At 60.3% G+C, this 23,566-nt stretch carries 23 protein-coding genes and 1 tRNA gene; 19 read left to right on the top strand and 5 right to left on the bottom strand.

Going from position 1 to position 23,566, the window contains the following annotated elements; all coding sequences use genetic code 11:
- Nucleotides 1-27: 27 nt before the first annotated feature.
- The 11 genes from pyk (at nt 28) to Q0677_RS10060 (ending at nt 9,652) form a co-directional block, all read left to right on the top strand.
- A complete protein-coding gene (gene pyk / locus Q0677_RS10010) occupies nt 28-1,467 on the top strand; it encodes a pyruvate kinase (RefSeq protein WP_298909214.1) in 1,440 nt (479 codons plus the stop codon).
- Nucleotides 1,468-1,529: 62 nt separating this feature from the next.
- Nucleotides 1,530-1,766 carry a hypothetical protein gene (locus tag Q0677_RS10015; protein ID WP_298909217.1) on the top strand — a complete coding sequence of 79 codons (237 nt, stop codon included), beginning with the start codon at nt 1,530-1,532 and terminating at the stop codon, nt 1,764-1,766.
- A 133-nt stretch (nt 1,767-1,899) separates the two neighbouring features.
- Nucleotides 1,900-2,100: a 50S ribosomal protein L35 gene (rpmI, locus tag Q0677_RS10020; RefSeq protein WP_133488947.1), complete on the top strand. Its 201-nt coding sequence runs from the start codon at nt 1,900-1,902 to the stop codon at nt 2,098-2,100.
- A gap of 14 nt (nt 2,101-2,114) precedes the next feature.
- Nucleotides 2,115-2,480 carry a 50S ribosomal protein L20 gene (gene rplT, locus Q0677_RS10025; protein ID WP_247092826.1) on the top strand — a complete coding sequence of 122 codons (366 nt, stop codon included), beginning with the start codon at nt 2,115-2,117 and terminating at the stop codon, nt 2,478-2,480.
- 193 nt (nt 2,481-2,673) lie between these two features.
- Nucleotides 2,674-4,215: a hypothetical protein gene (locus Q0677_RS10030; protein WP_298909221.1), complete on the top strand. Its 1,542-nt coding sequence runs from the start codon at nt 2,674-2,676 to the stop codon at nt 4,213-4,215.
- 116 nt (nt 4,216-4,331) lie between these two features.
- On the top strand, nt 4,332-5,405 hold the full coding sequence (gene pheS / locus Q0677_RS10035) for a phenylalanine--tRNA ligase subunit alpha (RefSeq protein WP_298909224.1): 1,074 nt from the start codon (nt 4,332-4,334) through the stop codon (nt 5,403-5,405).
- A complete protein-coding gene (locus Q0677_RS10040) occupies nt 5,405-5,917 on the top strand; it encodes a hypothetical protein (RefSeq protein WP_298909226.1) in 513 nt (170 codons plus the stop codon). The genes pheS and Q0677_RS10040 overlap by 1 nt, the downstream gene beginning before the upstream one ends.
- The gene (gene pheT, locus Q0677_RS10045) at nt 5,914-8,310 is read left to right on the top strand and encodes a phenylalanine--tRNA ligase subunit beta (protein ID WP_298909228.1); all 2,397 of its coding nucleotides are present in this window, start codon (nt 5,914-5,916) and stop codon (nt 8,308-8,310) included. Before Q0677_RS10040 ends, pheT begins: the two co-directional genes overlap by 4 nt.
- Nucleotides 8,311-8,425: 115 nt before the next feature.
- Nucleotides 8,426-8,875 carry a YtoQ family protein gene (locus Q0677_RS10050; RefSeq protein ID WP_298909231.1) on the top strand — a complete coding sequence of 150 codons (450 nt, stop codon included), beginning with the start codon at nt 8,426-8,428 and terminating at the stop codon, nt 8,873-8,875.
- A 129-nt stretch (nt 8,876-9,004) separates the two neighbouring features.
- On the top strand, nt 9,005-9,433 hold the full coding sequence (mscL, locus tag Q0677_RS10055) for a large conductance mechanosensitive channel protein MscL (protein ID WP_298909233.1): 429 nt from the start codon (nt 9,005-9,007) through the stop codon (nt 9,431-9,433).
- 142 nt (nt 9,434-9,575) lie between these two features.
- Nucleotides 9,576-9,652: transfer RNA gene (locus Q0677_RS10060), tRNA-Met, on the top strand.
- 119 nt (nt 9,653-9,771) lie between these two features.
- Here Q0677_RS10060 and ald read toward each other — a convergent pair.
- The gene (gene ald, locus Q0677_RS10065) at nt 9,772-10,890 is read right to left on the bottom strand and encodes an alanine dehydrogenase (RefSeq protein ID WP_298909235.1); all 1,119 of its coding nucleotides are present in this window, start codon (nt 10,888-10,890) and stop codon (nt 9,772-9,774) included.
- Nucleotides 10,891-11,050: 160 nt separating this feature from the next.
- Between ald and Q0677_RS10070 the strand changes: the two genes are divergently transcribed.
- Nucleotides 11,051-11,509: an Lrp/AsnC family transcriptional regulator gene (locus Q0677_RS10070; protein WP_298909237.1), complete on the top strand. Its 459-nt coding sequence runs from the start codon at nt 11,051-11,053 to the stop codon at nt 11,507-11,509.
- A 109-nt stretch (nt 11,510-11,618) separates the two neighbouring features.
- On the opposite strand, the gene Q0677_RS10075 is transcribed toward Q0677_RS10070, so the two are convergent.
- On the bottom strand, nt 11,619-12,860 hold the full coding sequence (locus tag Q0677_RS10075; protein ID WP_298909239.1) for an MFS transporter: 1,242 nt from the start codon (nt 12,858-12,860) through the stop codon (nt 11,619-11,621).
- Between the two features lie 98 nt (nt 12,861-12,958).
- On the opposite strand from Q0677_RS10075, the gene zapE reads away from it, so the two are divergent.
- Nucleotides 12,959-14,044 (top strand): cell division protein ZapE, encoded by a 1,086-nt coding sequence (gene zapE / locus Q0677_RS10080; RefSeq protein WP_298909241.1) that lies wholly within the window; start codon nt 12,959-12,961, stop codon nt 14,042-14,044.
- Between the two features lie 407 nt (nt 14,045-14,451).
- Here zapE and Q0677_RS10085 read toward each other — a convergent pair whose 3' ends face one another.
- From Q0677_RS10085 to Q0677_RS10095, 3 genes are read right to left on the bottom strand one after another with little or no spacing between them, the layout of a single operon-like run.
- Nucleotides 14,452-15,726, bottom strand: a complete 1,275-nt coding sequence (locus Q0677_RS10085; RefSeq protein WP_298909243.1) for a folylpolyglutamate synthase/dihydrofolate synthase family protein — start codon at nt 15,724-15,726, stop codon at nt 14,452-14,454.
- Nucleotides 15,723-16,688, bottom strand: a complete 966-nt coding sequence (gene accD, locus Q0677_RS10090) for an acetyl-CoA carboxylase, carboxyltransferase subunit beta (protein WP_298909246.1) — start codon at nt 16,686-16,688, stop codon at nt 15,723-15,725. The genes Q0677_RS10085 and accD overlap by 4 nt, the downstream gene beginning before the upstream one ends.
- A gap of 31 nt (nt 16,689-16,719) precedes the next feature.
- On the bottom strand, nt 16,720-17,646 hold the full coding sequence (locus tag Q0677_RS10095) for a CPBP family intramembrane glutamic endopeptidase (RefSeq protein ID WP_298909247.1): 927 nt from the start codon (nt 17,644-17,646) through the stop codon (nt 16,720-16,722).
- Nucleotides 17,647-17,867: 221 nt separating this feature from the next.
- Here Q0677_RS10095 and Q0677_RS10100 point away from each other — a divergent pair, with 221 nt between their 5' ends.
- From Q0677_RS10100 to Q0677_RS10125, 6 genes are all read left to right on the top strand, one after another.
- The gene (locus Q0677_RS10100; RefSeq protein WP_298909249.1) at nt 17,868-18,512 is read left to right on the top strand and encodes a hypothetical protein; all 645 of its coding nucleotides are present in this window, start codon (nt 17,868-17,870) and stop codon (nt 18,510-18,512) included.
- 120 nt (nt 18,513-18,632) lie between these two features.
- On the top strand, nt 18,633-19,406 hold the full coding sequence (locus Q0677_RS10105; protein WP_298909251.1) for a DUF6478 family protein: 774 nt from the start codon (nt 18,633-18,635) through the stop codon (nt 19,404-19,406).
- 24 nt (nt 19,407-19,430) lie between these two features.
- Nucleotides 19,431-19,811, top strand: coding sequence for a hypothetical protein (locus Q0677_RS10110; RefSeq protein ID WP_298909252.1), 381 nt, complete (start codon nt 19,431-19,433; stop codon nt 19,809-19,811).
- Complete coding sequence (locus Q0677_RS10115; protein WP_298909254.1) at nt 19,808-20,293, top strand: DUF523 domain-containing protein; 486 nt, start codon at nt 19,808-19,810, stop codon at nt 20,291-20,293. The genes Q0677_RS10110 and Q0677_RS10115 overlap by 4 nt, the downstream gene beginning before the upstream one ends.
- Before the next feature lie 84 nt (nt 20,294-20,377).
- Nucleotides 20,378-22,405: an NADPH-dependent 2,4-dienoyl-CoA reductase gene (locus Q0677_RS10120; protein WP_298909255.1), complete on the top strand. Its 2,028-nt coding sequence runs from the start codon at nt 20,378-20,380 to the stop codon at nt 22,403-22,405.
- Nucleotides 22,406-22,430: 25 nt separating this feature from the next.
- Nucleotides 22,431-23,351, top strand: a complete 921-nt coding sequence (locus Q0677_RS10125; RefSeq protein ID WP_298909257.1) for an AEC family transporter — start codon at nt 22,431-22,433, stop codon at nt 23,349-23,351.
- Nucleotides 23,352-23,566: the final 215 nt, after the last annotated feature.

Consider the following 23,566-nt stretch of genomic DNA (forward strand, 5'->3'; position numbering starts at 1 on the left):
GTGCAAGAAAAGAAAGAGAGGTGCGCCGTGAGACGCCATCGTAATGTCAAGATCGTCGCAACCCTTGGTCCGTCCTCCAGTGACTACGATACAATTCGTGCGCTGTTCGAGGCCGGGGCCGATGTCTTCCGCATGAATATGTCCCACGGAACCCATGACGAGCAGCGCGCGCGTCACGCCTTGGTGCGTCAGGTCGAGAAAGATCTGGATCGCCCGATCGCGATTCTGGCCGACCTTCAGGGGCCGAAGCTGCGTTGCGGTGTGTTTGCCGCGGGTGCCGCGGATATCGAAGAGGGGCAGGAGTTCCGTTTCGATCTGGACGAGACCCCCGGTGAAGGCCATCGCGTCTGCCTGCCGCATCCCGAGATTTTCGAAGCGCTGAAGCCCGGATCGACCCTTCTGGTGAATGACGGCAAGCTGCGCCTGAAGGTCAAGACCTGCGGCCCGGACTTTGCTGATTGCGAGGTCGAGGTCGGCGGGACGATCTCGGATCGCAAGGGCGTGAACGTGCCCGATGTGGTGCTGCCGTTGGCGGCGCTGTCCGACAAGGACCGCGCGGATTTGGAATTCGCCTGTCAGCTGGGTGTGGACTGGTTGGCGCTGAGCTTCGTTCAGCGTCCCGAAGACGTCGAAGAAGCCCGCGATCTGGCCAAAGGGCGCGCCGCCGTGCTGTCGAAGATCGAAAAGCCCGCCGCCGTGGATGCCTTTGCGGAAATTCTGAAGGCCTCTGACGGGATCATGGTTGCCCGTGGCGACCTTGGGGTGGAGCTGCCCGTGCATGCTGTGCCGCCGATCCAGAAACGTCTGGTGCATGACTGCCGCCGCGCTGGTAAGCCGGTGATCGTCGCCACCCAGATGCTGGAAAGCATGATCGAAAGCCCGATGCCCACGCGGGCCGAGGTCTCGGACGTCGCAAACGCGATCTATGACGGTGCGGATGCGGTGATGTTGTCGGCGGAGAGCGCCGCAGGCCAGTACCCGGTCGAGGCCGTATCCACCATGAACGCTGTCGCGGTCGAGGTCGAAAGCGATCAGACCTATCTGGAACAGGTCGAGGCATCGCGCGTGGCCAGCCGTTCGGGCGTGAACGACGCAATCGTCGCCGCCGCCCGCGAGATCGCCGAGACCACGGACATCAAGGCGATCTGCTGCTTTACTCAGTCGGGCACCACGGCGCTTTTGACCTCGCGGGAGCGCCCACGCGTGCCGATCATCGCACTGACCCCGCTGCGTGGCACAGCCCGTCGTCTGTGCCTGTCTTGGGGAACCAATTGTTTCGTGACCGCCGGGGAGGTTGAGCGCTTCAAAGCGGCCGTTGTGTCCGCCGCACGCGCCGCGCGCAGTGCCGGATTTGCTGAGGAGAACGACCAGATTGTTGTGACCGCCGGTGTGCCCTTCAACGTGCCCGGAACCACCAACATTCTGCGCGTCGCCCCCTGTGACGAAAGTATGATCTACGCAACTTGATCGATTTATGCTATCCTCGGTGCACGGAGCATCGAGGTGGTATTATCGATGGAGGTCCGCGTATGACGTACGATACCTTTTTTGTTGTAGGGCTTTTTATTCTGGTGCTGGCCACTCCAGCAATTTTGGGCGCGTTACGACGCGGGGCGACACCGCGCATTCCGGGTCTTATGTTGCTGATTGGCGGAGGGCTGATTGCGGTTGCGATCAGCGCCAAACCCAACGCCTATTCGATCAGTACAATCCCACAGGTCATAGACTCGGTGATCAGCCACTTAGTTGCCTATATGGGCACCTGATCCGAAGCCGGTTTTCCACGTAAAAAACGCTTGCGAGTCGGGCGATCTGCCCCTATACGGCCAACTTCATGTGCGCGTGGGCTAGTGTGGCATGCCCGCCGTGCATCAACGTAACCTTTAATTGGAGACGAAAATGCCCAAGATGAAGACCAAATCGAGCGCCAAAAAGCGCTTCAAGGTAAGCGCGACTGGCAAGGTCCGCGCAGGTCAGGCCGGCAAACGCCACGGCATGATCAAACGTACCAACAAGTTCCTGCGTAACGCACGCGGTAACACCACCCTGTCCGCCCCCGACGCTAAGATCGTCAAGGGCTACATGCCCTACGACCGCTAAGAGGAGATACTAATATGTCCCGCGTAAAAGGTGGAACCACAACCCACGCCCGTCACCGTAAAGTCGTCAAGGCCGCTAAAGGCTATTACGGCCGTCGTAAGAGCAACTTCAAAGTTGCCCGTCAGGCCGTCGACAAGGCGAACCAGTATGCAACCCGTGACCGCAAGAACCGCAAGCGTCAGTTCCGTGCGCTCTGGATCCAGCGTATCAACGCTGCCGTCCGTTCGCATGACGAAAGCCTGACATACTCGCGCTTCATCAACGGCCTGAACCTGGCTGGCGTTGAAGTCGACCGTAAAGTTCTGGCTGATCTGGCCGTTCACGAGCCCGAAGCATTCGGTGCGATCGTTGAAAAAGCACAGGCTGCTCTGGCTGCCTAAGCCTGATCACAGCGAAGAATTCGAAAGCCGCGAGGGGACACCTTCGCGGCTTTTTCGTTTGAAACCGCATGGGGGCATTTTGTTGCCGATACCCCATAAACCTGTCTGAAACGGGTGCCCCGGTTCAACTTCACATTGCGACGGGCGCTAAACTGGGTAATTTGCTGGGAATTAGATGAATTGAGGCACATCAATGTTTAGGCGGAACGCTGTTGACGGTATTTCGGTTGTGGTTGCGCTTGCGATTGTGGCGTTGCTTGTGTCCAAGCACAGCCTCTATTTCCACGACGATGCGTATATTACCTTGCGATATGCCCGGACCTTCGTGGAAACCGGACTGATCCAATGGAACCCCGGTGAGTGGGCCGAGGGGTATACAAGTCTGCTTCATGTGATCGTGGTCAGCTGGTTTATGCGGCTTGGACTTGCCGCAGTCGCATCGGCGCAACTGCTGAACGCCGTCGCGGTCGCTGTGTTGCTTGTGATGACTGCTCTTTCCGCACGTGCCATTCTGCCGGGCCGGGAAAACCAGCTTGGGCGCGCGGCGACGTTGCTGACCGTTGCAAGCTCGACACCCATTGCGATTTGGGTTCTCGGGGGGCTCGAGGCGGTGATCGTCGCGGCATTCCTGGCCAGCGGGCTTGCGGCGTTGCTGACATATCTACGCCAGCCGCGCACGGGATTGCTGTTTTTGGCGGCTTTGGCCTATACGCTGGCAATCTTGACGCGGCTGGATGCATCGGTGTTCATCGCGGGCTCGGGCCTTGGTCTTCTTCTGGCCGGGCCTGGGGCTGGTCGCACCCGCCTGATCTCGGCAGTGATCGTGGTTGGCATCCCCGCGGCTGTGTCCTTCATCCAAATGGGGTTTCGCTGGCAGATCTACGGAGAGCTCTTTCCCCTGACGTTCTACGCGAAAGCAGATCTGCCCCTGTCCGAGAAACTTGTGAACGGCGCCGAGTATCTTGCCACTGCGGTGGTGATCATTCCAACGCTAGGGATTGCGTTGGCGATCGTGGCCGTCATGTTCCGAGCCGGAAGTCTGAACGCTGCCTCCCGGTTCTTGCTCAGCGCGATCTGCCTGCAGTTGCTGTATATCCTCTGGGCCGGAGGGGACCATATGCCGTGGGCGCGGATGATGGTGCCACTTGTTGTGCCAATGGCCTTGCTGCTTCTGGCATGCGTCTCAAGAATGGACCTGCGCGCAAGAAACATCACTTTGGGCGCATCTGCGCTGGCGGTGGTGGTCGTTGCGATTGTCGAGCCGCCCAAGCTGAAAGACCCAGCCGCGTTCTATGGCGAGATCGTCGGTCAGTACATTAACGACACTTGGCCCGAAGACATCACGATTGCTTTGAACACCGCGGGTTCGACGCCCTTTGTGGCAGGTGAAAAACGTGCTTTCATCGACATGCTGGGACTGAATGATGTGACGATCGCAAAGCGCGAAAACGTCCCGATGCTGGCCGAACGTCAAAGCTGGCCCGGCCATGCCAAGGGGGACGGAGCCTATGTCTTGGCACGAAAACCCGACCGTATCATTATAGGGCCGGTAACGGGCGTTGATGTGTCCGAGGCTTGGTTCCTGACCGGCAAAGAGTTGGAACTCATGCCCGAGTTCTCGCAATGCTATAAGCGGGTTGTCGAGCCGGTCTCTTTCTCAAAGGAATTGACGCCTCCGTTTGAGGACGCGCCCAATCCGCTCCCATTTGTTTATTATGTGCGGGTTTGTTCCTGACTGGGCGTTCCTTGAAAGCCGCCTTCACGCATTGAACGCGCCCTGAACCCCTTCCCCCGCTTGCCATTTTGCCCTGCATTCGCTAGCTGGAAACGGTGCGAAGCAAAGGGACCGAGATGGACGAGCTCAGAACAAAATATCTGGACGCAATCGGTGGGGCCGCTGACGAAGCGGCGCTGGAAGATATCCGCGTGCAGGCGGTCGGCAAAAAGGGCGAAGTGGCCCTGAAAATGCGCGAGCTGGGCAAGATGACGCCCGAGGAACGCCAAGTGGCCGGCCCCAAACTGAACGCGCTGAAGGACGAGATCAACTCGGCCATTGCCGCCAAGAAATCCGCGCTGGCCGACGCCGCGCTGGACGAACGTCTACGCACCGAATGGCTGGATGTCACCCTGCCGGGCCGCCCGCAGCGCCAAGGCTCGATCCACCCGATCAGCCAAGTGACCGAGGAAATCTCGGCCATCTTCGGCGACATGGGCTTCTCGGTTGCCGAGGGTCCGCAGATCGAAAGCGATTGGTACAACTTCGACGCCTTGAACATCCCGCCGCACCACCCCGCGCGGCAGGAATTCGACACGTTCTATATGCACCGCGACGAAGGCGACAACCGCCCGCCGCACGTGCTGCGCACCCACACCTCGCCGGTACAGATCCGTGCGATGGAGAAGACCGGCGCGCCGATCCGCGTGATCGCACCGGGTCGCGTCTACCGCTCGGATTACGACCAGACCCACACCCCGATGTTCCATCAGGTCGAGGGGCTGGCGATCGACAAAGACATCTCGATGGCGAACCTGAAATGGACGCTGGAAGAATTCTGCCGCGCGTTCTTTGAAATCGACGGCATCGAACTGCGCTTCCGCGCCTCGCACTTCCCCTTCACCGAACCGTCGGCCGAAGTCGATATTCGCTGCTCGTGGGAAGGCGGCACCCTGAAACTGGGCGAGGGCGACGACTGGATGGAAATCCTCGGCTCCGGCATGGTGCACCCGAAAGTGCTGTCGGCAGCGGGCGTGAACCCCGACGACTGGCAGGGATTTGCCTTCGGTCTGGGCATCGACCGTCTGGCCATGCTGAAATACGGCATCCCCGACCTGCGCGCGTTCTTTGATTCAGATCTGCGCTGGCTGCGCCACTATGGCTTCAGCTCGCTGGACGTGCCGACCATGCGTGGGGGGCTGTCGCGGTAATGCAACCAGAACCCACAATCGACCTGATTGAATGGGTCAGGTTTGCCGTATCGCTTACCGTTCCATTCATAGCACTGGGGGGTGGTATATGGTTGTTCTTTCTCAAGCGATCAGCAGAGCGCGTCGATCAAGCTCGAGATGAGAGAAAATCGCTCTACAGATCGTATCTGGAAGATTTGAAGAACGCTGAGAAGGATGCGAAAACGGTCAAAACGTTGAGCGTGGCAGGCGCCGCAATGAAACATCAGGAATTGTTTGCGGTATTGGCACCCGATTCTGTCTATACAGCTACCCACCACTTCATTCGCGCATCGGTTCTGAACGCGTTCGACGCTGAGCCTAAGAGGGACGAACACGGGCTGCAAAAGAATCCACAACCGCAGTCCTACATTGAGGCTGTTGAAAAAATTCGCGCTGCAAAGGTGAACATGCTTAATGCGATGCGTGCTGATGTGTTGGAGGGGACCAAAGTGAAAGTCGACCTCCCAACTACCGAGGAACTGAATAAATGAAATTCACCATCTCCTGGCTGAAAGACCACCTCGACACCGAAGCCTCGGTTGACGAAATCGCCGAGGCCTGCACCGATCTGGGGCTCGAGGTTGAGGATATCTTCAACCCCATGGACCGTCTGGGCGCCTTCACCATCGCCAAGGTGAAATCGGCCGAAAAACACCCCGACGCCGACCGTCTGCGCGTCTGCACGGTCGAAACCAACGAAGGCGAAAAGCAGATCGTTTGTGGTGCGCCGAATGCGCGTGAAGGCATCACCGTGGTGCTGGCCAAACCCGGCGACTATGTGCCCGGTATCGACGTGACCCTGTCCGTCGGCAAAATCCGCGGCGTGGAAAGCCACGGCATGATGGCCTCCGAGCGCGAGCTGGAGTTGTCGGACGAGCATGACGGCATCATCGAGCTGCCCTCGGGCGAAGTGGGCGAGAAATTCGTCGACTGGCTGGCCGCCAATGACCCGACCAAGGTCGACCCGGTGATCGAGATTGCGATCACGCCGAACCGCCCCGATGCGCTGGGCGTGCGCGGCATTGCGCGCGACTTGGCCGCCCGTGGTCTGGGCACGCTGAAGCCTCTGAAAGAACATAAGGTTGAGGGCAACGGCCCCAGCCCGATCAACGTGACCATTGATGACGACACGCGCGACGACGCGCCCGTCTTCATGGGCCGTCTGATCAAGGGCGTGAAGAATGGCCCGTCGCCTGCGTGGCTTCAGGCCCGTCTGAAAGCGGTTGGCCTGCGTCCGATCTCGGCTTTGGTCGATATCACCAACTTCTTCACCTATGCCATGAACCGCCCGCTGCACGTGTTTGACGCGGACAAGGTCAAAGGCGACCTGCGCGTGCACCGCGCGAAGGGTGGCGAGACCTTGGTGGGTCTGGACGAGAAGGAATATACCTTCCCGGAAGGCGCCGTCGTGATCTCGGACGCGGAAGGCGTGGAATCGATTGCGGGCATCATGGGCGGTCTGCCCACGGGCTGTACCGAAGAGACCACCAACGTCTTCCTTGAAGCCGCTGTTTGGGACACGATCCAGATTGCGAAAACCGGCCGTGCGCTGAAGATCAACTCGGACGCGCGCTACCGCAACGAACGCGGCATCGACCCGGAATATAACGCACCCGCGATCGAGGCAGCGACCCAGATGATCCTTGACCTCTGCGGCGGTGACGCGTCGGACGTTGTGACCGCTGGCGAGGTGCCGGACGTTTCGCGTGCCTACAAGCTGGACACCGACCGCGTGCAGTCGCTGGTGGGGATGGACATTCCCGCCGATGAGCAGCGCAAGACGCTGACCGCGCTGGGCTTCACGCTGGACGGTGACATGGCGCATGTGCCGTCGTGGCGTCCCGACGTGCTGGGCGAGGCCGATCTGGTCGAGGAAGTCGCCCGCGTGGCATCCCTGACCAAGCTGGTCGGCAAGCCCCTGCCGCGCAGCCATGTTGGCGTGCCGAAAGCGATCCTGACCCCGATGCAAAAGCGCGAAGGCATTGCACGGCGCACCGTGGCGGCTCTGGGCTACAACGAATGTGTGACCTACAGCTTCATTGATCAGGCGAGCGCCGAGCGGTTCGGCACCGGCGGCGACAATGTCGCTTTGGCGAATCCGATCTCGTCCGAGATGAGCCATATGCGCCCCTCGCTGCTGCCCGGTCTGCTGCAAGCCGCTGCCCGCAACCAGGCGCGTGGTTTCATGGATCTGGCGCTCTTTGAAGTTGGCCCCGTCTTCCACGGCGGCGAGCCGGAAGAGTACGAACAGATGGTCACCGGCATCCTCGTCGGTCACACCGGCCCGCGCGACCGTTTCGGCGCGCGTCGCCCGGTCGACACCTACGATGCCAAAGCAGATGTCGAGGCTGTTCTGGCCGCCATCGGCGCGCCCGCCAAGCTGACCTTCGTGCGTGACATGAACGCATGGTGGCACCCGGGTCGTTCGGCCAAGCTGGGTCTGGGTCCGAAGAACATCCTTGGCGCGTTCGGCGAGCTGCACCCGAAAACCATCGCCGAGATGGACGTGAAAGGTCCCGTCGTGGCCTTCGCTGTACATCTGGCGAAAGTGCCGTTCCCGAAAGCCAAAGGCACGGGCCGCGCCGCACTTGGCGCATCTGACCTGCAACCGGTCGAACGCGATTTCGCCTTCGTGGTGGATGCCGATGTGGAAGCCATCAATCTGGTGAACGCCGCAGCCGGTGCCGACAAGGCGCTGATCACCGATGTGAACGTCTTTGACGAATTCATCGGCGGATCGTTGGGTGAGGGCAAGAAGTCGCTGGCCATCACCGTGCGCCTGCAACCGCGCGACGCGACCCTGACCGATAAGGACATCGAGGCGGTCAGCCAGAAGATCGTCCAGAAGGTAGAAAAAGCCACGGGCGGAAGCCTGCGCGGCTAAATCTTTCGCCGGGGCGCTTTGCGTCCCGGCACACGCCCGCCCGCCCCATGGCGGGCGTGTTCCACGCCCACCCGTGCGGTCGCGTGCCTAACGTCTGGGGATGAAAGGACTTCCTATGACTCTTTCCGTTTATCTTTCTGGCGAAATCCACACCGACTGGCGCGAGCAGATCATCGACGGCGCCAAGGATCTGGATGTTACCTTCTCGGCCCCTGTCACCGATCACGATGCCTCGGACGATTGCGGCGTGGCCATTCTGGGTGACGAGCCCAACAAATACTGGCATGACCACAAAGGCGCTATGATCAACGCCATCCGCACCCGTAAGGGGATCGAGGACGCCGACGTCGTCGTCGTCCGCTTTGGCGAGAAATACCGCCAGTGGAACGCGGCCTTCGACGCGGGCTATGCAGCTGCCAAGGGCAAGTCGCTGATCATCCTGCAAATGCCCGAACATGACCACGCTTTGAAAGAGGTCGACGCCGCAGCACTTGCCGTCGCCCGCGAGCCTGCGCAAGTGGTCGAAATCCTGGCCTATGTGCTGAACGGCACCCTGACAAGCTGACCCAGACGTCAGTTTGCGGTGACACGCGTCTGAATTTTCCCCAGCAAAATGCACGGACACCGTGTATCTTTGTGATTAGTGCGAACAGGATCACGCATTCTGCGCGATCAGGAAACATACGGGGATAGTATGCTTAAAGAATTCAAAGATTTCATCGCCAAGGGCAATGTCATGGACATGGCCGTTGGTATCATCATCGGCGCCGCCTTCACCGCGATCGTCAAATCTATGGTCGATGACCTGATCAACCCGATCATCGGTCTGTTCACCGGCGGCGTGGATTTCACCAACAAATATGCCGTGCTGGCAGGTGATGTCGCCACAGGCGCGTCGCTTGAAGCCGCGCGCGAGGCAGGCGCTTCGGTCTTCGCCTATGGCGCCTTCCTCATGGCCGTGATCAACTTCCTGATCATCGCTTGGGTGGTCTTCATGCTGGTGAAGATGGTCAACAAGGCAAAAGAAGCCGCCGAGAAGGAACAGGAAGCCGTGGAAGAGGCCCCCGCAGGCCCCAGCGAACTGGATCTGCTGACCGAGATTCGCGACGCTTTGAAGAAATAAAACGGGCCGAGTTGGACCGCGAAAGGGCGTCGGAAAAACCGGCGCCCTTTTGTTTGAAATTTCTGCGCCCGTTTGCCGATTTCTGGCGTTTTTCGTTTGACACTGGCAGCGTGCCGGAATATTCGGACCTCCGATATGAGATGGCGTGGTAGCTCAGCTGGTTAGAGCACAGCACTCATAATGCTGGGGTCGGCGGTTCAAGTCCGCCCCACGCTACCATCTCAATCCTGAAGTAAGCCCTGCCATTTGGCAGGGCTTCTTTCGTTCCAGGGACATGCCAAAATAAAAGCCCCGCTCGCTGGCGGGGCTTTCGATGCGCAATATCTGGGAAGGGAGGATCAGATCTTCAGCGCGTCTTCTCCGGTGATGCTGTCCAGACCAAGGGCTTCACCCACGGCTGCATAGGTCAATTTGCCAGCATGCACGTTCAGACCGTTCAGCAGATGCGGATCGGCGGCGCAGGCTTCTTTCCAGCCTTTGTCTGCCAGCGACAGCATGAAGGGCAGGGTGGCGTTCCCCAATGCGATGGTCGAGGTGCGCGCAACTGCGCCCGGCATATTGGCCACACAGTAGTGCATCACGTTGTCGACCTCATAGATCGGGTCAGCGTGGGTGGTCGCCTTCGAGGTCTCGAAGCAGCCGCCCTGGTCGATGGCAACGTCCACCAACACAGCGCCCGGCTTCATGGTCGACAGCTGCGCGCGGCTGACCAGTTTCGGGGCAGCAGCACCCGGGATCAGAACAGCGCCGATGACCATGTCGGCTTGCTGAACCAGCTCTGCGGTTGCCGCAGCGGTCGAATACTGATTCTTGAAGGTGCCGCCATAGACGTCATCCAGATAGCGAAGACGCGGCAGCGAGCGATCCAGCACGGTCACATCCGCGCCCATGCCAGCCGCGATCTTGGCCGCGTGAGTGCCCACGACACCGCCGCCGATCACAACGACCTTGGCCGGGCCTACACCGGGCACGCCGCCCATCAGCACGCCACGGCCGCCATTGGCCTTCTGCAGCGTCCACGACCCAACCTGCGGGGCCAGACGCCCGGCAACTTCCGACATCGGCGCCAGCAGGGGCAAGCCGCCATTGTTGTCGGTCACAGTCTCGTACGCGATGGCAGTACAGCCCGAGGCCAGAAGGTCATGAGTCTGGTCGGGGTCCGGCGCCAGGTGCAGGTAAGTGAACAGCAGCTGACCTTCGCGCAGCATCTTGCGCTCAACGGCCTGGGGCTCTTTTACTTTCACGATCATGTCGGCTTTGGCAAAGATCTCTTCTGCCGTGTCCAGAACGGTGGCACCCGCGGCGCGGTAGTCATCATCCGAGAATCCAGCACCCATTCCGGCATTGGTTTCAACGATGACGGAATGACCACGTCCGATGGCCTCGCCTGCGGCGGCGGGCGTCAATCCGACGCGAAATTCCTGTGGTTTGATCTCTTTCGGGCAACCGATCAGCATGGGGGTTCCTCCTTCTCCCTGGCGCGGAAACTTAAGCTGTTATCCATTGATCTTGGGGGTGTCCCCACGCAATTGCTTTGAAAAGATGTGGCGTGTTGGGTATAGTTCTTCGAAGAAATCTGCGCCGATGGCGTAAACAGCGCAAGGAATGTGATCGAAATTGGAACTTGATAGTGTAGATCGCCGCATCCTGCGGGCATTGCAACGCACCGGGCGCATCTCGAACGCAGAGCTGTCCGAAAAGGTGAACCTGTCCCCGTCCGCCTGCCACCGCCGGGTCCAACGACTCGAGGCCGAGGGCTTCATTAAGGACTACGTGGCCCTACTGGATGCCCGCAAACTGAAATGCCCGACCACCGTGTTCGTCGAGATCACGCTGTCAGGTCAGGCAGACGAAGTGCTGGAAGCGTTTGAGCGCGAGGTCGCACGGGTGCCGGACGTTCTGGAATGCCACCTGATGGCGGGCACGGCGGATTACATCCTGAAGGTGGTCGCCCAAGATACCGAGGACTTCGCGCGCATCCACCGCCAATACCTCGCCCGCCTACCGGGTGTGCAGGGGATGCAGTCCAGCTTCGCGCTACGTACGGTGTTCAAAACCACAGCACTGCCCGTCTGACTCTCACCTGCATTTTCTTGTCATAAATATCTCAGGGTAGCATGAATTTCCGAAGGAAACTCATGCAAGGGGCAGCGCCCCTCAGGCTCACGCAGTGAGCCACCGAAACTTACGCTGTGCGCGCCGTCAATGGCTGCTCTTTCACCGGCAAATGCACAATCGCCGAGAACGCCCCGACCCCCACACCAATCCACCAGACCAGCGTGTAATCGCCAAAGGCGTCATACATCCGGCCCCCCAGCCAAACCCCAAGGAAGCTGCCCAGCTGGTGCGAGAAGAATACGATTCCGTAAAGTGTGCCCATATACCGCAAGCCATAGATATGCGCGACAAGACCCGAGGTCAGCGGCACAGTCGCCAGCCACAGCGACCCCATCGCGATCGAGAAGATGATGACCGAGGTCGGCGTGATTGGCATCAGGATGAACAGGGCCGCCACAATCGTGCGCCCGGTATAGATCGCCGCGAGCAGGTATTTCTTCGAGTACGTCTTGCCCAGATAGCCTGCAAACAAGGTGCCGGCGATATTGGCCAACCCAATCAGCGAGATCGAAATCGCCCCAAGTGCCGAGGTCGTCGAGACCCCAACCGCCGCCAGTGTGCCCGACGGATCAATCGCCCCGCACATCTCGGTCACGAAGGCCGGGAAGTGGGCGGTGATGAAGGCCAGCTGATAGCCACAGGAAAAGAAACCCAGAAAGATCAGGGTATAGCTGGGATCCTTGAACGCCTTGACCAGAATCTGCCCCATGCTTTCCTCAAGCTCGGACTTGCTGGCGATGGTCTCGGTTTTCATCAGAGGCAGCAGGGCCAGCGTGGCAAGAATGGCGGCGGCGAAGACGATGAAGACGTTTTGCCATGTCATGAAAGACAGCATGTACTCCGCCAGCGGTGCACCAAAGACCTGACCGGCGGAGCCAGCAGCGGTGGCAATCGCCAAAGCCATCGAGCGATTCTCGTCGCTGGCGGCGCGGCCCACGACGGCCAAAATGACGCCAAACCCTGTGCCTGCGATGCCAAAGCCCACTAGTACCTCAAGCATCTGGTGCGCTTCCGGCGTCACGGCGGCGGAGCTGGCGACCAGACCGACCGCATAAACAATCGCCCCCATGATGATCGCCTTACGGTCCCCAATCTTCTCGGCAATCGCGCCGAAAATGGGCTGTCCGATGCCCCAAGCCAGGTTCTGGATCGCAATCGCCAGCGAAAACTCGGCGCGCGGCCAGTTGAATTCGGTGGCAATCGGGATCTGAAACACGCCAAAGCTGGCCCGGATCGCAAAGCTGATCAGGATGATAAGGCAGCCAGCCACAAGGACCGGGGTGATAAGGGGCGCGCGTGTCTCAGTCATTCGCACAATGTCAGACAATTGCCGCACTGCGTCAATTCTTGCTTTTTGATGTGCGGCTTAACCTTTCCTTATGTGACGCGGCGTTTTATCTGTCGGTCATGGCGAACTTGATCCAAACCTATGATGCCCTTGCCCAATCCGGCGAGATTACCCGAGACCCCGCGCAAGAGGCCTGCCTGCCGGGTCTCGAAGACATCCGCGAACATCTGGACGCTGCCCCGAAGCGCAAGCGGGGCATCCTGGGCGGGCTGTTTCATTCGAAACCCGAAGAGGTGCCGCAGGGGCTGTACCTGTGGGGTGGCGTTGGGCGCGGCAAGTCCATGTTGATGGACCTGTTTGTCGACAGTCTGGAAAACACGGCCGCCCGCCGCGTGCATTTCCACGCCTTCATGCAAGAGGTGCACGAGGGCATGGCCGAGGCGCGCAAGACCGGCGTGGATGACCCGCTGGCGCCCGTCGCTGCGAAGATCGCCGCTGATGTGAAGCTGTTTGCTTTTGACGAAATGCAAATCACCGACATCACCGACGCGATGATCGTCGGACGGCTGTTCGAAAAGCTGTTCGAGGCGGGTGTGGTTGTCGTCACCACATCGAACCGCCATCCGGATGAGCTGTATAAGGACGGACTAAACCGCCAGCTCTTCCTGCCCTTTATCGCGCTTTTGAAAGATCAGATGGTGGTGCACGAACTGGTCAGTCCGAACGATTATCGCCAAGACCGACTGGCGGGCGAGCAGGTCTATTTCAGCCCCGCGAATGCCGAGGCACGGCAGGCGATTGATGCGCTGTGGAAGGATATGACCGGCGGGCAGGCCGAGCCCTTGGTGCTGACCGTCAAAGGGCGCGAGGTCGTGTTGCCCGCCTATCGCAACGGGGCCGCGCGCGCACGGTTCCATGATCTGTGCGGCGCGATGTTGGGGCCGGGTGACTATCTGACCGTCGCCAATGCCGTAAAGCTGTTGGTGCTGGAAGACATTCCGCGCCTGAGCCGTCAGAACTTCAACGAGGCGAAGCGCTTCGTCACGCTGATCGACGCACTTTATGAAGCGAAGGTGCGCCTGATCGCATCCGCTGCGGCCCTGCCCGAGATGCTGTATGTCGAAGGAGAAGGCTCGTTCGAGTTCGAGCGCACCGCCAGTCGCTTGCGCGAGATGCAGGATAAAGACTGGGGAATGGACGTCTAGCGGCGTGACGAGGGGCCGCGCGTCTGCGACCCCTCAGGTTTGCACCTGCCTGCCTAACTCGGATGGGGTCGAAATACCCCGAAGCGCCGCTGGGTTAGGCAAAGAGTCACGATGTTGTTTTTGTGATCACAAGGGCATGGGTAATTCTTGCCCCGTGCGAATCACTTTGCCGCCCCGGCGAAATGTACTGCTCGATAAGCCGTCCACTTAGTGCGGACTTTGCCTATAGAATACTCTATTTATAGGCGCTAACCCCTTAAACCGTCAACGTTTTACATGGAATCACTGCCGATTCGCGAATCGGGTAAAAAAGTGATTCTTTTCGGGGGTTTGACTCGTGTTCTTGATGCGGGTGGGCGTGACCATGCAAAATTAATTTTGTGATCACGCCCGTGAAAATCGCTGTCTCAGCCGTTTTCGCGCAGGATTGCGCCCGCCAGATACAAGGATCCGCAAATCAGGATGCGCGACTGCGGATCGGTTTGCGTGATGGCGGTAATCGCGGCCTCGACCGAGTCTGCGGTGCGCGCGGTCATCCCGACCTTCGCGGCTTCCTCTGCCGTGGTTTCGGCAGGCAGGGTATTGGGCTCGTCCGGGATGGATACAGCGGTCAGACTGTCGGCCACACCCGCCAAGGGGCGCAGATAGCCCGCGATGTCCTTGGTGTTCAGCATCCCGCAGACCAGATGAGTGGGCCGCTTGGGCAGGCCGGCCAGCACGCCTGCCAGCATCTCGCCTGCAGCGGGGTTGTGACCGCCATCGAGCCACAGCTCGGCGTCACCTGCCGCTTCAATCAGGGGCCCAGTGCGCAAACGCTGCATCCGCGCGGGCCATGTGACGTTTCGCATGGCAGCTTCACAGGCGACTTCGTCGAAGCCCAGCACGCGCAGGGCAGCGATTGCGGCGCCTGCGTTTTCGATTTGGTGCGGGCCGATCAGGGCAGGCAGGGGCAGATCCAGCAGCCCGTTCTCGTCTTGGAAAATCAGACGCCCACGCTCTTCCCAGAAATGCCAGTGCTGGCCATGCACGAACAGAGGGCAACCCAACTTGGCGGCGCGGGCCTCGATCACGTCGAGCGCTTCGTCCTTTTGCGGGCCAACCACGCAGGGTACGCCGCGTTTCAGAATGCCGGCTTTTTCGCCTGCAATCTCGGGCAGGGTTTCGCCCAGAAATTGCGTGTGGTCGATCGAGATCGGGGTGATCACGGTCAGCGCGGGTTTTTCAACCACGTTGGTGGCATCCAGCCGCCCGCCCAGACCGGTTTCCAGCAAGGTGAAATCGGCAGGCGTTTCGGCAAAGGCCATCAGACCCGCGACGGTTGTGATCTCGAAATAAGTGATGTTCTCGCCGTTGTTGGCGGCATAGCAGCGGTCCAGCACCTCGGTCAGGGCGTCTTCGCTGATCAGCTCGCCCGCCAGACGGATACGTTCGTGAAAGCGTGCGAGGTGCGGCGAGGTATAGGCGTGAACCGCCTTGCCCGCGCCCTCAAGCCCCGCGCGGATCATCGCTTGGGTCGAGCCTTTGCCGTTTGTGCCCGCCAGATGGATCACGGCAGGCAGCTTGTCCTGCGGATTTTCCACGGCCTTCAGAAGCCGCCAAACACGATCAAGCGTCAGGTCGATGATTTTCGGGTGCAGCGACATCATCCGGTCAAGGATGACGTCCGAGCCTTGGGCGCTCACGCTTTGTCAGCCTGCTCGGCGTCGGCGGACGCCTCTTCGGACGCTGCCGTCTCGGCCTTGGGTTCCGTTTCGGCTTCAGGCTCGGGCTTCGGCAGGTCGCCCTTCACTGCAGGCGGCTGGCCTGTCAGCATTCGAAGGATCGTCACCAGCTCGTCCTTCATGTCCTTGCGGTGCGTTACGCGGTCCAGCATGCCGTGATCCAGCAGGTATTCAGCGCGCTGGAAGCCCTCGGGCAGTTTTTCACGGATGGTCTGTTCAATGACGCGCGGGCCAGCAAAACAGATCAAGGCGTTGGGTTCGGCAATATGCACATCGCCCAGCATCGCATAGGACGCAGTCACGCCGCCCGTGGTCGGGTGGGTCAGGACGACGATATAGGGCAGGTTTGCCTCTTTCAGCATCTGTACGGCAACCGTAGTGCGCGGCATCTGCATCAGCGACAGGATGCCTTCCTGCATCCGCGCGCCACCTGCGGCCGAGAACAGCACCAGCGGGCGTTTCAGCGCCACAGCACGTTCGGCGGCCGCGATGATCGCGTTGCCCACATACATGCCCATCGAGCCGCCCATGAAGCTGAAATCCTGCGCGGCGGCAACGATGGGCGTGCGGCCGATTTCGCCTTCGGCCACCAGCATCGCTTCGCGTTCGCCGGTGCCCTTGCGGGCGGATTTCATACGCTCGGGGTATTTCTTTTGGTCTTTGAACTGCAGCGGATCGTCGATTGGTGCGGGGACGTCCACCTCGGTGAAGATGCCGCCGTCAAACAGGTGCGTAAAGCGCTCACGCGGTGTGATCGCCATGTGATGATCGCAACTGGTACAGACATTCTGATTCTCGGCAAATTCGCGGTGGAACAGCATGGTTCCGCATTCACCACATTTGGTCCACAGATTTTCCGGCACCTCGCGACGCGAGAAAAGCGAGTTGATGCGGGGGCGGACGTAGTTCGAGATCCAGTTCATCGCCAGACTTCCTTGTTGCGTTTGGCCTTAGTTAGTCTGCCTTGGAGGCATTTGCAATTGGGGCTTGCCCTTGCGTGAGTTTCCACCAGATCGCAAAGGCGATCAGAACCAGCACGGTTTGCAGCATCATCGAGGCCGACGTGGTCCAACCTTTCAGATCAACTTCGGCCACGAAAAGGGAAAAACCATCCAAACTTCCCTTATTGCCCATCAGTACCATCGACATGTTGTTGCCAAAGTGCAGCCCGGCGGCGGCTCCGATATTGCCCGTGCGAATGGTGACGAAGCTAAGGACAATGCCGACGACGCTTGTGTGGATGACATAAAACACCGCGTTGATGCCCCATGTGCTGGGGTCTGCGTGCAAAAGCCCGAAGGCGACCGAGGGCAGGATCGCCCAGATCCAGACCGACTGAAACCGGGCGCGGAGTTGTTGCAGCATGTAGCCGCGAAAGACCAGTTCCTCGGCGAAAATCTGGATGAAGATCAGAATCAGGGCTGGAACAAGAACCAGCATCCATTCGTCCGTGGGCAGGTTGCGCTCAAGCTGGGTTTGATCTTGGGGCGCGACGAAGAGCGGCTCGACCGTTTGCAGCAGGCCAGCGGCAAGGGCGACTCCAAGTGCGATCAGGATGCCAATGCGGAATTGTCGCCAGAGGACGTGTTTCTGCGGGCCGAAGAGGGTCCAGTAGCTGCGTTTGTGTAGGAACCGCACGACCAGCCACAGACCAAGGTGATAGCCCAGGAAGGTTAGAAAGAAGATCGCGGTATGGGTAGCGGTTGCCCCCTCCAGGATGGTGGCGGGATCTTTGTCAATCAGCCACGCGCCGCCCATGAAGATCGCAAAGGTGGCGGCGAAGAACACCACATGGATCAGGATGAACCCAAGGACCGAGCGCCAGATTTGGCAGGTGGGCGCGGCGGCGGACCAGAAAGAAAACTGGGGGGCGGGGGTCACGGGACGGCTCCTGTACACATCAACTGGATAGTCCCTGCAAATGTGTCGTGGATCGCCGAAAAGGACAATCAGGTTTTCCCTGACTTGCGTTCTGCTGCGCAGGCTTGCTATCCGATTCGGGCTGAAGCGGGAATTCTGCAGGATTGGGTGTGCGCGTGTTAAGTGGTGGAAATACCGGAAATATCAGGGGGCAAATGCGCTGGGTGGCAGGAGCTGTCCTAATGGCTTTGCTGGCTGGGTGCTTCGGCGGTGCGTCGTCGAATGACGTACGCAATAGTCCGCTGTTTTCGAAACAGGCCCCGTCTGCGTCGCGCGATCTGGTTCGGAAGCGGACGGTCATGTCCGGGGCGGTGACCATCGCCGCGCCCAAAGGATATTGCGTCGATGTCAGTTCGCTGCGGGATCAGGCGTCAGGGGCGTTTGTCCCGCTTGGCGCCTGTGCGGCCCTGACGCGCAATGCCGCCGATCCCAGCCCTAGGACCCCTGCCTTTCTGGTGGCCAGTGTCTCGGCCCAGCCCGCAGGTGCGGTGACTGCAAAGGGTGATCCCGACGCGCAGATGGCGCAGGCGCGGCGTTTTTTGGAAAGCACTACTGGCCGTGCCGCCCTCAGCCGTTCCGGCGATGCTGACACTGTGACTGTCTTGGACCTGAAGGCCGCGTCGGGCGTGGTGAAAGTGCTGACGCGCGACAGCTCGGGCAATCGTCCGCAATCCCTGTCGGATACGACATGGCGTGCGTTCCTGCCGGTCGGTGACAAACTTGTCGTCGCCAGCGTCACGGGGTTCACAGAGCATCCGTTGAGCCCGCGCAATGGTCTGTCGCAGTTGAATAAATTCATCGTGGCGATCGAAAAGGCCAACCCCTGAAACCGTGCTGACAATGGTGGCGCAGTGTCCACTTTTCACAAATTGCGAAATTAACGATTATCTGATTAAGTGCGGCCATCCTGACACCTGATCACCACCAGAACGGGCAGACACACAAATATGCAAAGCTGGATTACCTCGCTTTCGGATCGCTTGGCTGACCGCCGGGCCCTGCGCCGATGGGCGCGCGCTGCGCGCGATGCGGGGGCTATCGACAAGCCCTCGCTGCGGCAGGCACGCGTGCGGGCGCGGCAGTTGCGGCAGCAGCTGGATCAGGTGCTGTTCACCGCTGACAGCCGCTTGGCGCTGCCGGCTCTGGGTTCGAATACATTCCAAAAGCCGTTGCATTCCGACTGGGCCCACCGGCCCGAGGCATGGCGCGGCCCGCTTGAGCTGTCCGGCGTGGCCTCCGTCCGCAACGCGACGCAGTTCGGGGACGAGGTGAAGCTGTTCCACGACTGTCCTCTGGCCGAGGTTGCCGTCCGCCAAGTGCGCAACACGCGCGAAGCGGACCTTGCGCCGTTTGGCGTCGCGCTTGAGGTCTTTGGCTTCGAAGGCTCGTTCCTGTCCTTCGCGGTCGAGCTGCCCGAGGGTGCAACCGACGGCCTGCACCGGAATCACATCGTGCGTCTAACCGTATCCGCCGAGGCCGAGCGCCCCATCGATGTCTTCGCGCGTCTGAACATCCTGCACGGCCCGAACCACGAACAACTGCCTGACAAGCAAACCCTTGGGAATGGCGGCGCGCAGTTTGAATTCGACCTCGCCTATTCCAACATGAATGAAAAGCGGGTGCAGAAGATGTGGGTCGATCTGGTATTTGGTGATCCCGCTATGAACCAAATCACGCTGCGCGATCTGACGCTGTACCGTTACCCCCGTGCCGAGATCTAAGGACATCGCCAAGAAGGAGCACTCATGGCCAACATGACGCTTGAAAAAGCCCGCATTCACGCCGGCATCTGGGAAGGTGTCCTGACCGCGCCCGTCGATGCCGCGCCCGCGATTCAGGTGATGCATCACGCGCAAGAGGTTTCGGGGGTTGAGGTAGCCACACTGGACGGCCAGTCCGGTCAGTTCAGTGTCCGCGTCCCGATCCCGGCAGCGCTGTTGGCTGACGGCATTCAGACCTTCGTCATTCAGGATAAAGCGACCGGGCAGACGCTGGACAGCTTCGTGATTGTCACGGGCGAGCCGCTTCAGGCAGACATCCGGGCTGAGATGGACCTGCTGCGCTCCGAGCTCGACATGCTGAAGCGCGCCTTCCGTCGGCATTGTCAGGACGGCGACGAAGGATGACCGCGATCCTCGTCAGTGCGTGTCTGCTGGGGCAGAAAGTGCGCTATGACGGGGCGGCGAAAACGCTGGCAGATGCGCGGTTAAGCCGTTGGGCGCAGAAAGGGTGGTTGCATCCGATTTGTCCCGAGCTTCTGGGCGGTCTGCCCGTCCCACGCTTGCCGGCTGAGATAGAACCGGGCCATGATGGCGCGTCGGTTCTATCGGGGCAGGGGCGTATTCTGGACTTGCACGGCGGCGATGTGACAGAGGCGTTTCTGTTGGGGGCTAAGCTTGCCGTGGACCATGCGCAAAAGCATGGCTGCAAATATGCTCTGTTGACCGAAGCCAGTCCGTCTTGTGGCACAGATATGATCTATAGCGGCCATCATGACAGTGTGCGGCGCGCCGGAATGGGTGTGGTGACCGCAGCGTTGATACAGGCTGGGGTACAGGTGTTTTCGTCCGAGCGGATCGAGGAATTGGCATCCCTGATTGATACCTAGGGCAACTAGGTTACGCAGCGTTTCAGGTGACACTGCTTTACGTGCGCGTCAATATTTCGGGAAACAGGCAGCCCGAGGACCGCTATGACCCGCTACCCACATCTTCTTGCCCCGCTCGACCTTGGTTTCACCACGTTGAAAAACCGCGTCCTTATGGGGTCGATGCACACCGGATTGGAAGAACGCGGCGATTGGAACCGCGTGGCCGAGTTCTATGCGGCGCGTGCTCGCGGTGGCGCGGCCCTGATCGTGACGGGCGGCATGTCTCCGAATGAAGAAGGCGGCGTGTTCCCCGGTGCGGCTGGGCTGTTCTCGGACGAAGACATTGCCAACCACAAGACGGTTACGGATCGGGTGCATGCGGAAGGCGGCAGGATTGCCATGCAGATTCTGCACGCCGGTCGCTATGCCTATGGGCCGAACTGCGTGTCGGCCAGCCCGGTAAAGTCCCCAATCTCGCCCTTCCCGCCGAAAGAGCTGGACGAGGACGGTATTCAGAAACAGATCGACGATTTTGCTACTGCTGCTGCTCGCGCCAAAGAAGCGGGCTACGACGGGGTCGAGGTTATGGGGTCGGAAGGCTATTTCCTGAACCAGTTCCTTGTGACCCACACCAACAAGCGTGAAGACCGCTGGGGCGGCTCGTATGAGAACCGGATGCGTTTGGCCGTAGAGGTCGTGAAAGCCGTGCGCGCCGCCGTGGGGCCGGAGTTTATCGTAATCTACCGCCTGTCGATGATTGACCTTGTGCCGAACGGGTCCACCTTTGACGAGGTGATCCAGCTGGCCAAGGAAATCGAAGCCGCTGGCGCAACCATCATCAATACCGGCATTGGCTGGCACGAAGCACGCATCCCGACGATTGCCACTTCGGTCCCGCGCGCAGCGTTCACATGGGTCACGAAGAAGCTGATGGGGCAGGTGTCGATCCCGGTCATCACCTCGAACCGGATCAACACGCCCGATGTGGGGGAAGAGGTTCTGGCCGGCGGCGCGGCCGACATGGTGTCGATGGCACGCCCGTTCCTGGCGGATCCGGATTTCGTGGTCAAAGCCGCCGAGGAACGCGCCGATGAGATCGCGCCCTGTATCGCCTGTAACCAAGCCTGTCTGGACCACACCTTTGGCGGCAAGATCTCGACCTGTCTGGTGAACCCACGTGCCTGCTACGAAACCGAGCTGAGCTATGACCTGACCGACACGCCGAAGTCTATCGCCATTGTGGGCGCTGGGCCTGCGGGGCTGGCGACGGCCTTGGTCGCGGATGAACGCGGTCACAAGGTCACGCTGTTTGACCGCGCCGATCAGGTGGGCGGGCAGCTGAACATGGCCAAGAAAATCCCTGGCAAGGAAGAATTCATTGGGCTGGTCGAGTGGTATGACCGGATGGTCCGTGCCTCGGACATTGATCTGCAATTGGGGCGCGAGGTGTCTGCTGATGATCTGGTTGGCTTTGACGAGGTGGTGATCGCCACCGGCGTCTCGCCCCGTGATCCGCAGATCGACGGGCAGGACGGAGCGAATGTCCTGTCCTATATCGATGTGCTGCGCCACGAGGCGCCCGTGGGTGGCAAGGTGGCCATCATCGGTGCGGGTGGCATCGGATTTGATGTTGCGGAGTATCTGACACAGGCGGGCGAAAGCCCGACCGAGAACCTAGAGGAATGGCTGGCCGAATGGGGCGTCACCGATCCGGGCGAGGCGCGGGGCGGATTGGCCCCGGAAGGGCCGAAGCCGGAAGCCCCCGCACGTCAGGTCGTGCTTTTGCAACGCAAGGCACAGGCGCTGGGCAAGGGGTTGGGCAAGACCACCGGATGGATCCACCGCGCGACGCTGAAAATGAAGGGTGTCGAGATGCAGGGCGGCGTGAACTACGAACGCATCTCGGACGAAGGGCTGATGGTCAGCTCGGGCGAAGCGCGGGAAAACCCGCGTGTGATCGAGGCCGACAACATCATCCTTTGCGCGGGCCAAGTGCCTGAGCGCACAGTTTTTGATCAGCTGGCCGAGAAAGGTATTACCGCGCACATCATTGGTGGCGCAGATGTCGCGGCCGAGCTTGACGCCAAGCGGGCCATCGACCAAGGATCGCGATTGGCGGCCTCGCTCTAACAGCTGGGGCCTGAATGAGGGCCCTATGCTATTCCTATCGATCTTCTTGGGACTTCTGCCCAGCTTCCTTCTGATTGGGCTGGGCGGGCTGGTGCGTGGGCGCCTGTCGGATAACGCGTGGCAGGGGCTGGATCGCCTGAATTTCGAGATCCTGTTCCCCGCCCTTTTGTTCGTCGCCGCCGCCAGCCGCCCAATCGAGATTGCACAGGTCATCACCATGGCCCCGGTGGTCTGGGCCATTCTGGGCATGGGGCTGGCGCTGGGCTGGCTGACCCGCCGCATTGGGCCGAATCGTTTTCTGGATTTCGCGGGCGCGTGGCAGGTCACGTGGCGCTTCAATACCGCGCTGGGTCTGGTCGCTGTGGGGCTATTGCAGCAAGGCGGGCTGGGCGAAATGGCCGTGGCCGTTGGTATGGGCGTGCCCGTTGCAAACCTATTTGCGGTCAGCGCCTTGTCCCGTGGCGGCGCGATGGGGCTGAAACAGACGCTTCTGAAGATCGCGCTGAACCCCTTCCTGTTGGCCAGCCTGTCCGGTCTGTGCGTCGGGCTTCTGAAAATCCAAATCCCGCAGCCGATTATGGCACCGCTGGATCTGCTGGCAAAAGCCGCCATTCCGATCGCGCTGTTGTCCATCGGGGCCACGATGGAGTGGAAGGCCTTGGCGCGGTTGAACCGGTTCAGCGCGGCGATCTCGGGCATCAAACTGGTGGCCCTGCCGGCCTTCGCGCTGGCTTGTGGCGTTATCCTGGGGCTGTCGCCGGGTGTGGCCTCGGTCCTTGTGGTGTTTGCGGCGCTGCCTACGGCGTCCGCTGCGCATGTGCTTGCGTCCGCATTTGGGGCAGATCGCCGCCTTGTGGCCACATTGATTGCACAAACGACCCTGCTGTCCGCCCTCAGCCTACCGCTTTGGATGGCAATCGCAGAGGTTGTGTTTACCTTACGTTAGGGTGGGCGCATGCCCGCGTGCTTCTTCTTTAGTTGAGGTTTGGCAGCTTTCACCAGCAAGCCCATCAGTCCGTGCAGCCTGAGGTTGTGATCGGATTGGGGTCGATAAAATTGTCTCGTTTCCAATTCGTAAACATAAACCGAATTACCCCTGTAATGTCGGCAGGTCTTCACAGTCTTGCCCCAATTTGTGGCGATACAAATATGGCTGCGAGA

The sequence above is a fragment of the uncultured Aliiroseovarius sp. genome (assembly GCF_947492455.1).
Taxonomy (GTDB): Bacteria; Pseudomonadota; Alphaproteobacteria; order Rhodobacterales; family Rhodobacteraceae; genus Aliiroseovarius.

What these genes read in the sequence shown, in the direction of transcription:
- Q0677_RS10105 (WP_298909251.1), top strand. Translation starts at nt 18,633, where the DNA reads ATGCAAAGCTGGATTACCTCGCTTTCGGATCGCTTGGCTGACCGCCGG.
- Q0677_RS10115 (WP_298909254.1), top strand. Translation starts at nt 19,808, where the DNA reads ATGACCGCGATCCTCGTCAGTGCGTGTCTGCTGGGGCAGAAAGTGCGC.
- ald (WP_298909235.1), bottom strand. Translation starts at nt 10,890, where the DNA reads ATGCTGATCGGTTGCCCGAAAGAGATCAAACCACAGGAATTTCGCGTC.
- Q0677_RS10100 (WP_298909249.1), top strand. Translation starts at nt 17,868, where the DNA reads ATGGCTTTGCTGGCTGGGTGCTTCGGCGGTGCGTCGTCGAATGACGTA.
- rpmI (WP_133488947.1), top strand. Translation starts at nt 1,900, where the DNA reads ATGCCCAAGATGAAGACCAAATCGAGCGCCAAAAAGCGCTTCAAGGTA.
- Q0677_RS10125 (WP_298909257.1), top strand. Translation starts at nt 22,431, where the DNA reads ATGCTATTCCTATCGATCTTCTTGGGACTTCTGCCCAGCTTCCTTCTG.
- accD (WP_298909246.1), bottom strand. Translation starts at nt 16,688, where the DNA reads ATGAACTGGATCTCGAACTACGTCCGCCCCCGCATCAACTCGCTTTTC.
- pheT (WP_298909228.1), top strand. Translation starts at nt 5,914, where the DNA reads ATGAAATTCACCATCTCCTGGCTGAAAGACCACCTCGACACCGAAGCC.
- Q0677_RS10120 (WP_298909255.1), top strand. Translation starts at nt 20,378, where the DNA reads ATGACCCGCTACCCACATCTTCTTGCCCCGCTCGACCTTGGTTTCACC.
- Q0677_RS10075 (WP_298909239.1), bottom strand. Translation starts at nt 12,860, where the DNA reads ATGACTGAGACACGCGCGCCCCTTATCACCCCGGTCCTTGTGGCTGGC.
- Q0677_RS10015 (WP_298909217.1), top strand. Translation starts at nt 1,530, where the DNA reads ATGACGTACGATACCTTTTTTGTTGTAGGGCTTTTTATTCTGGTGCTG.
- Q0677_RS10040 (WP_298909226.1), top strand. Translation starts at nt 5,405, where the DNA reads ATGCAACCAGAACCCACAATCGACCTGATTGAATGGGTCAGGTTTGCC.
- Q0677_RS10030 (WP_298909221.1), top strand. Translation starts at nt 2,674, where the DNA reads ATGTTTAGGCGGAACGCTGTTGACGGTATTTCGGTTGTGGTTGCGCTT.
- zapE (WP_298909241.1), top strand. Translation starts at nt 12,959, where the DNA reads ATGGCGAACTTGATCCAAACCTATGATGCCCTTGCCCAATCCGGCGAG.
- pheS (WP_298909224.1), top strand. Translation starts at nt 4,332, where the DNA reads ATGGACGAGCTCAGAACAAAATATCTGGACGCAATCGGTGGGGCCGCT.
- mscL (WP_298909233.1), top strand. Translation starts at nt 9,005, where the DNA reads ATGCTTAAAGAATTCAAAGATTTCATCGCCAAGGGCAATGTCATGGAC.
- rplT (WP_247092826.1), top strand. Translation starts at nt 2,115, where the DNA reads ATGTCCCGCGTAAAAGGTGGAACCACAACCCACGCCCGTCACCGTAAA.
- Q0677_RS10110 (WP_298909252.1), top strand. Translation starts at nt 19,431, where the DNA reads ATGGCCAACATGACGCTTGAAAAAGCCCGCATTCACGCCGGCATCTGG.
- Q0677_RS10050 (WP_298909231.1), top strand. Translation starts at nt 8,426, where the DNA reads ATGACTCTTTCCGTTTATCTTTCTGGCGAAATCCACACCGACTGGCGC.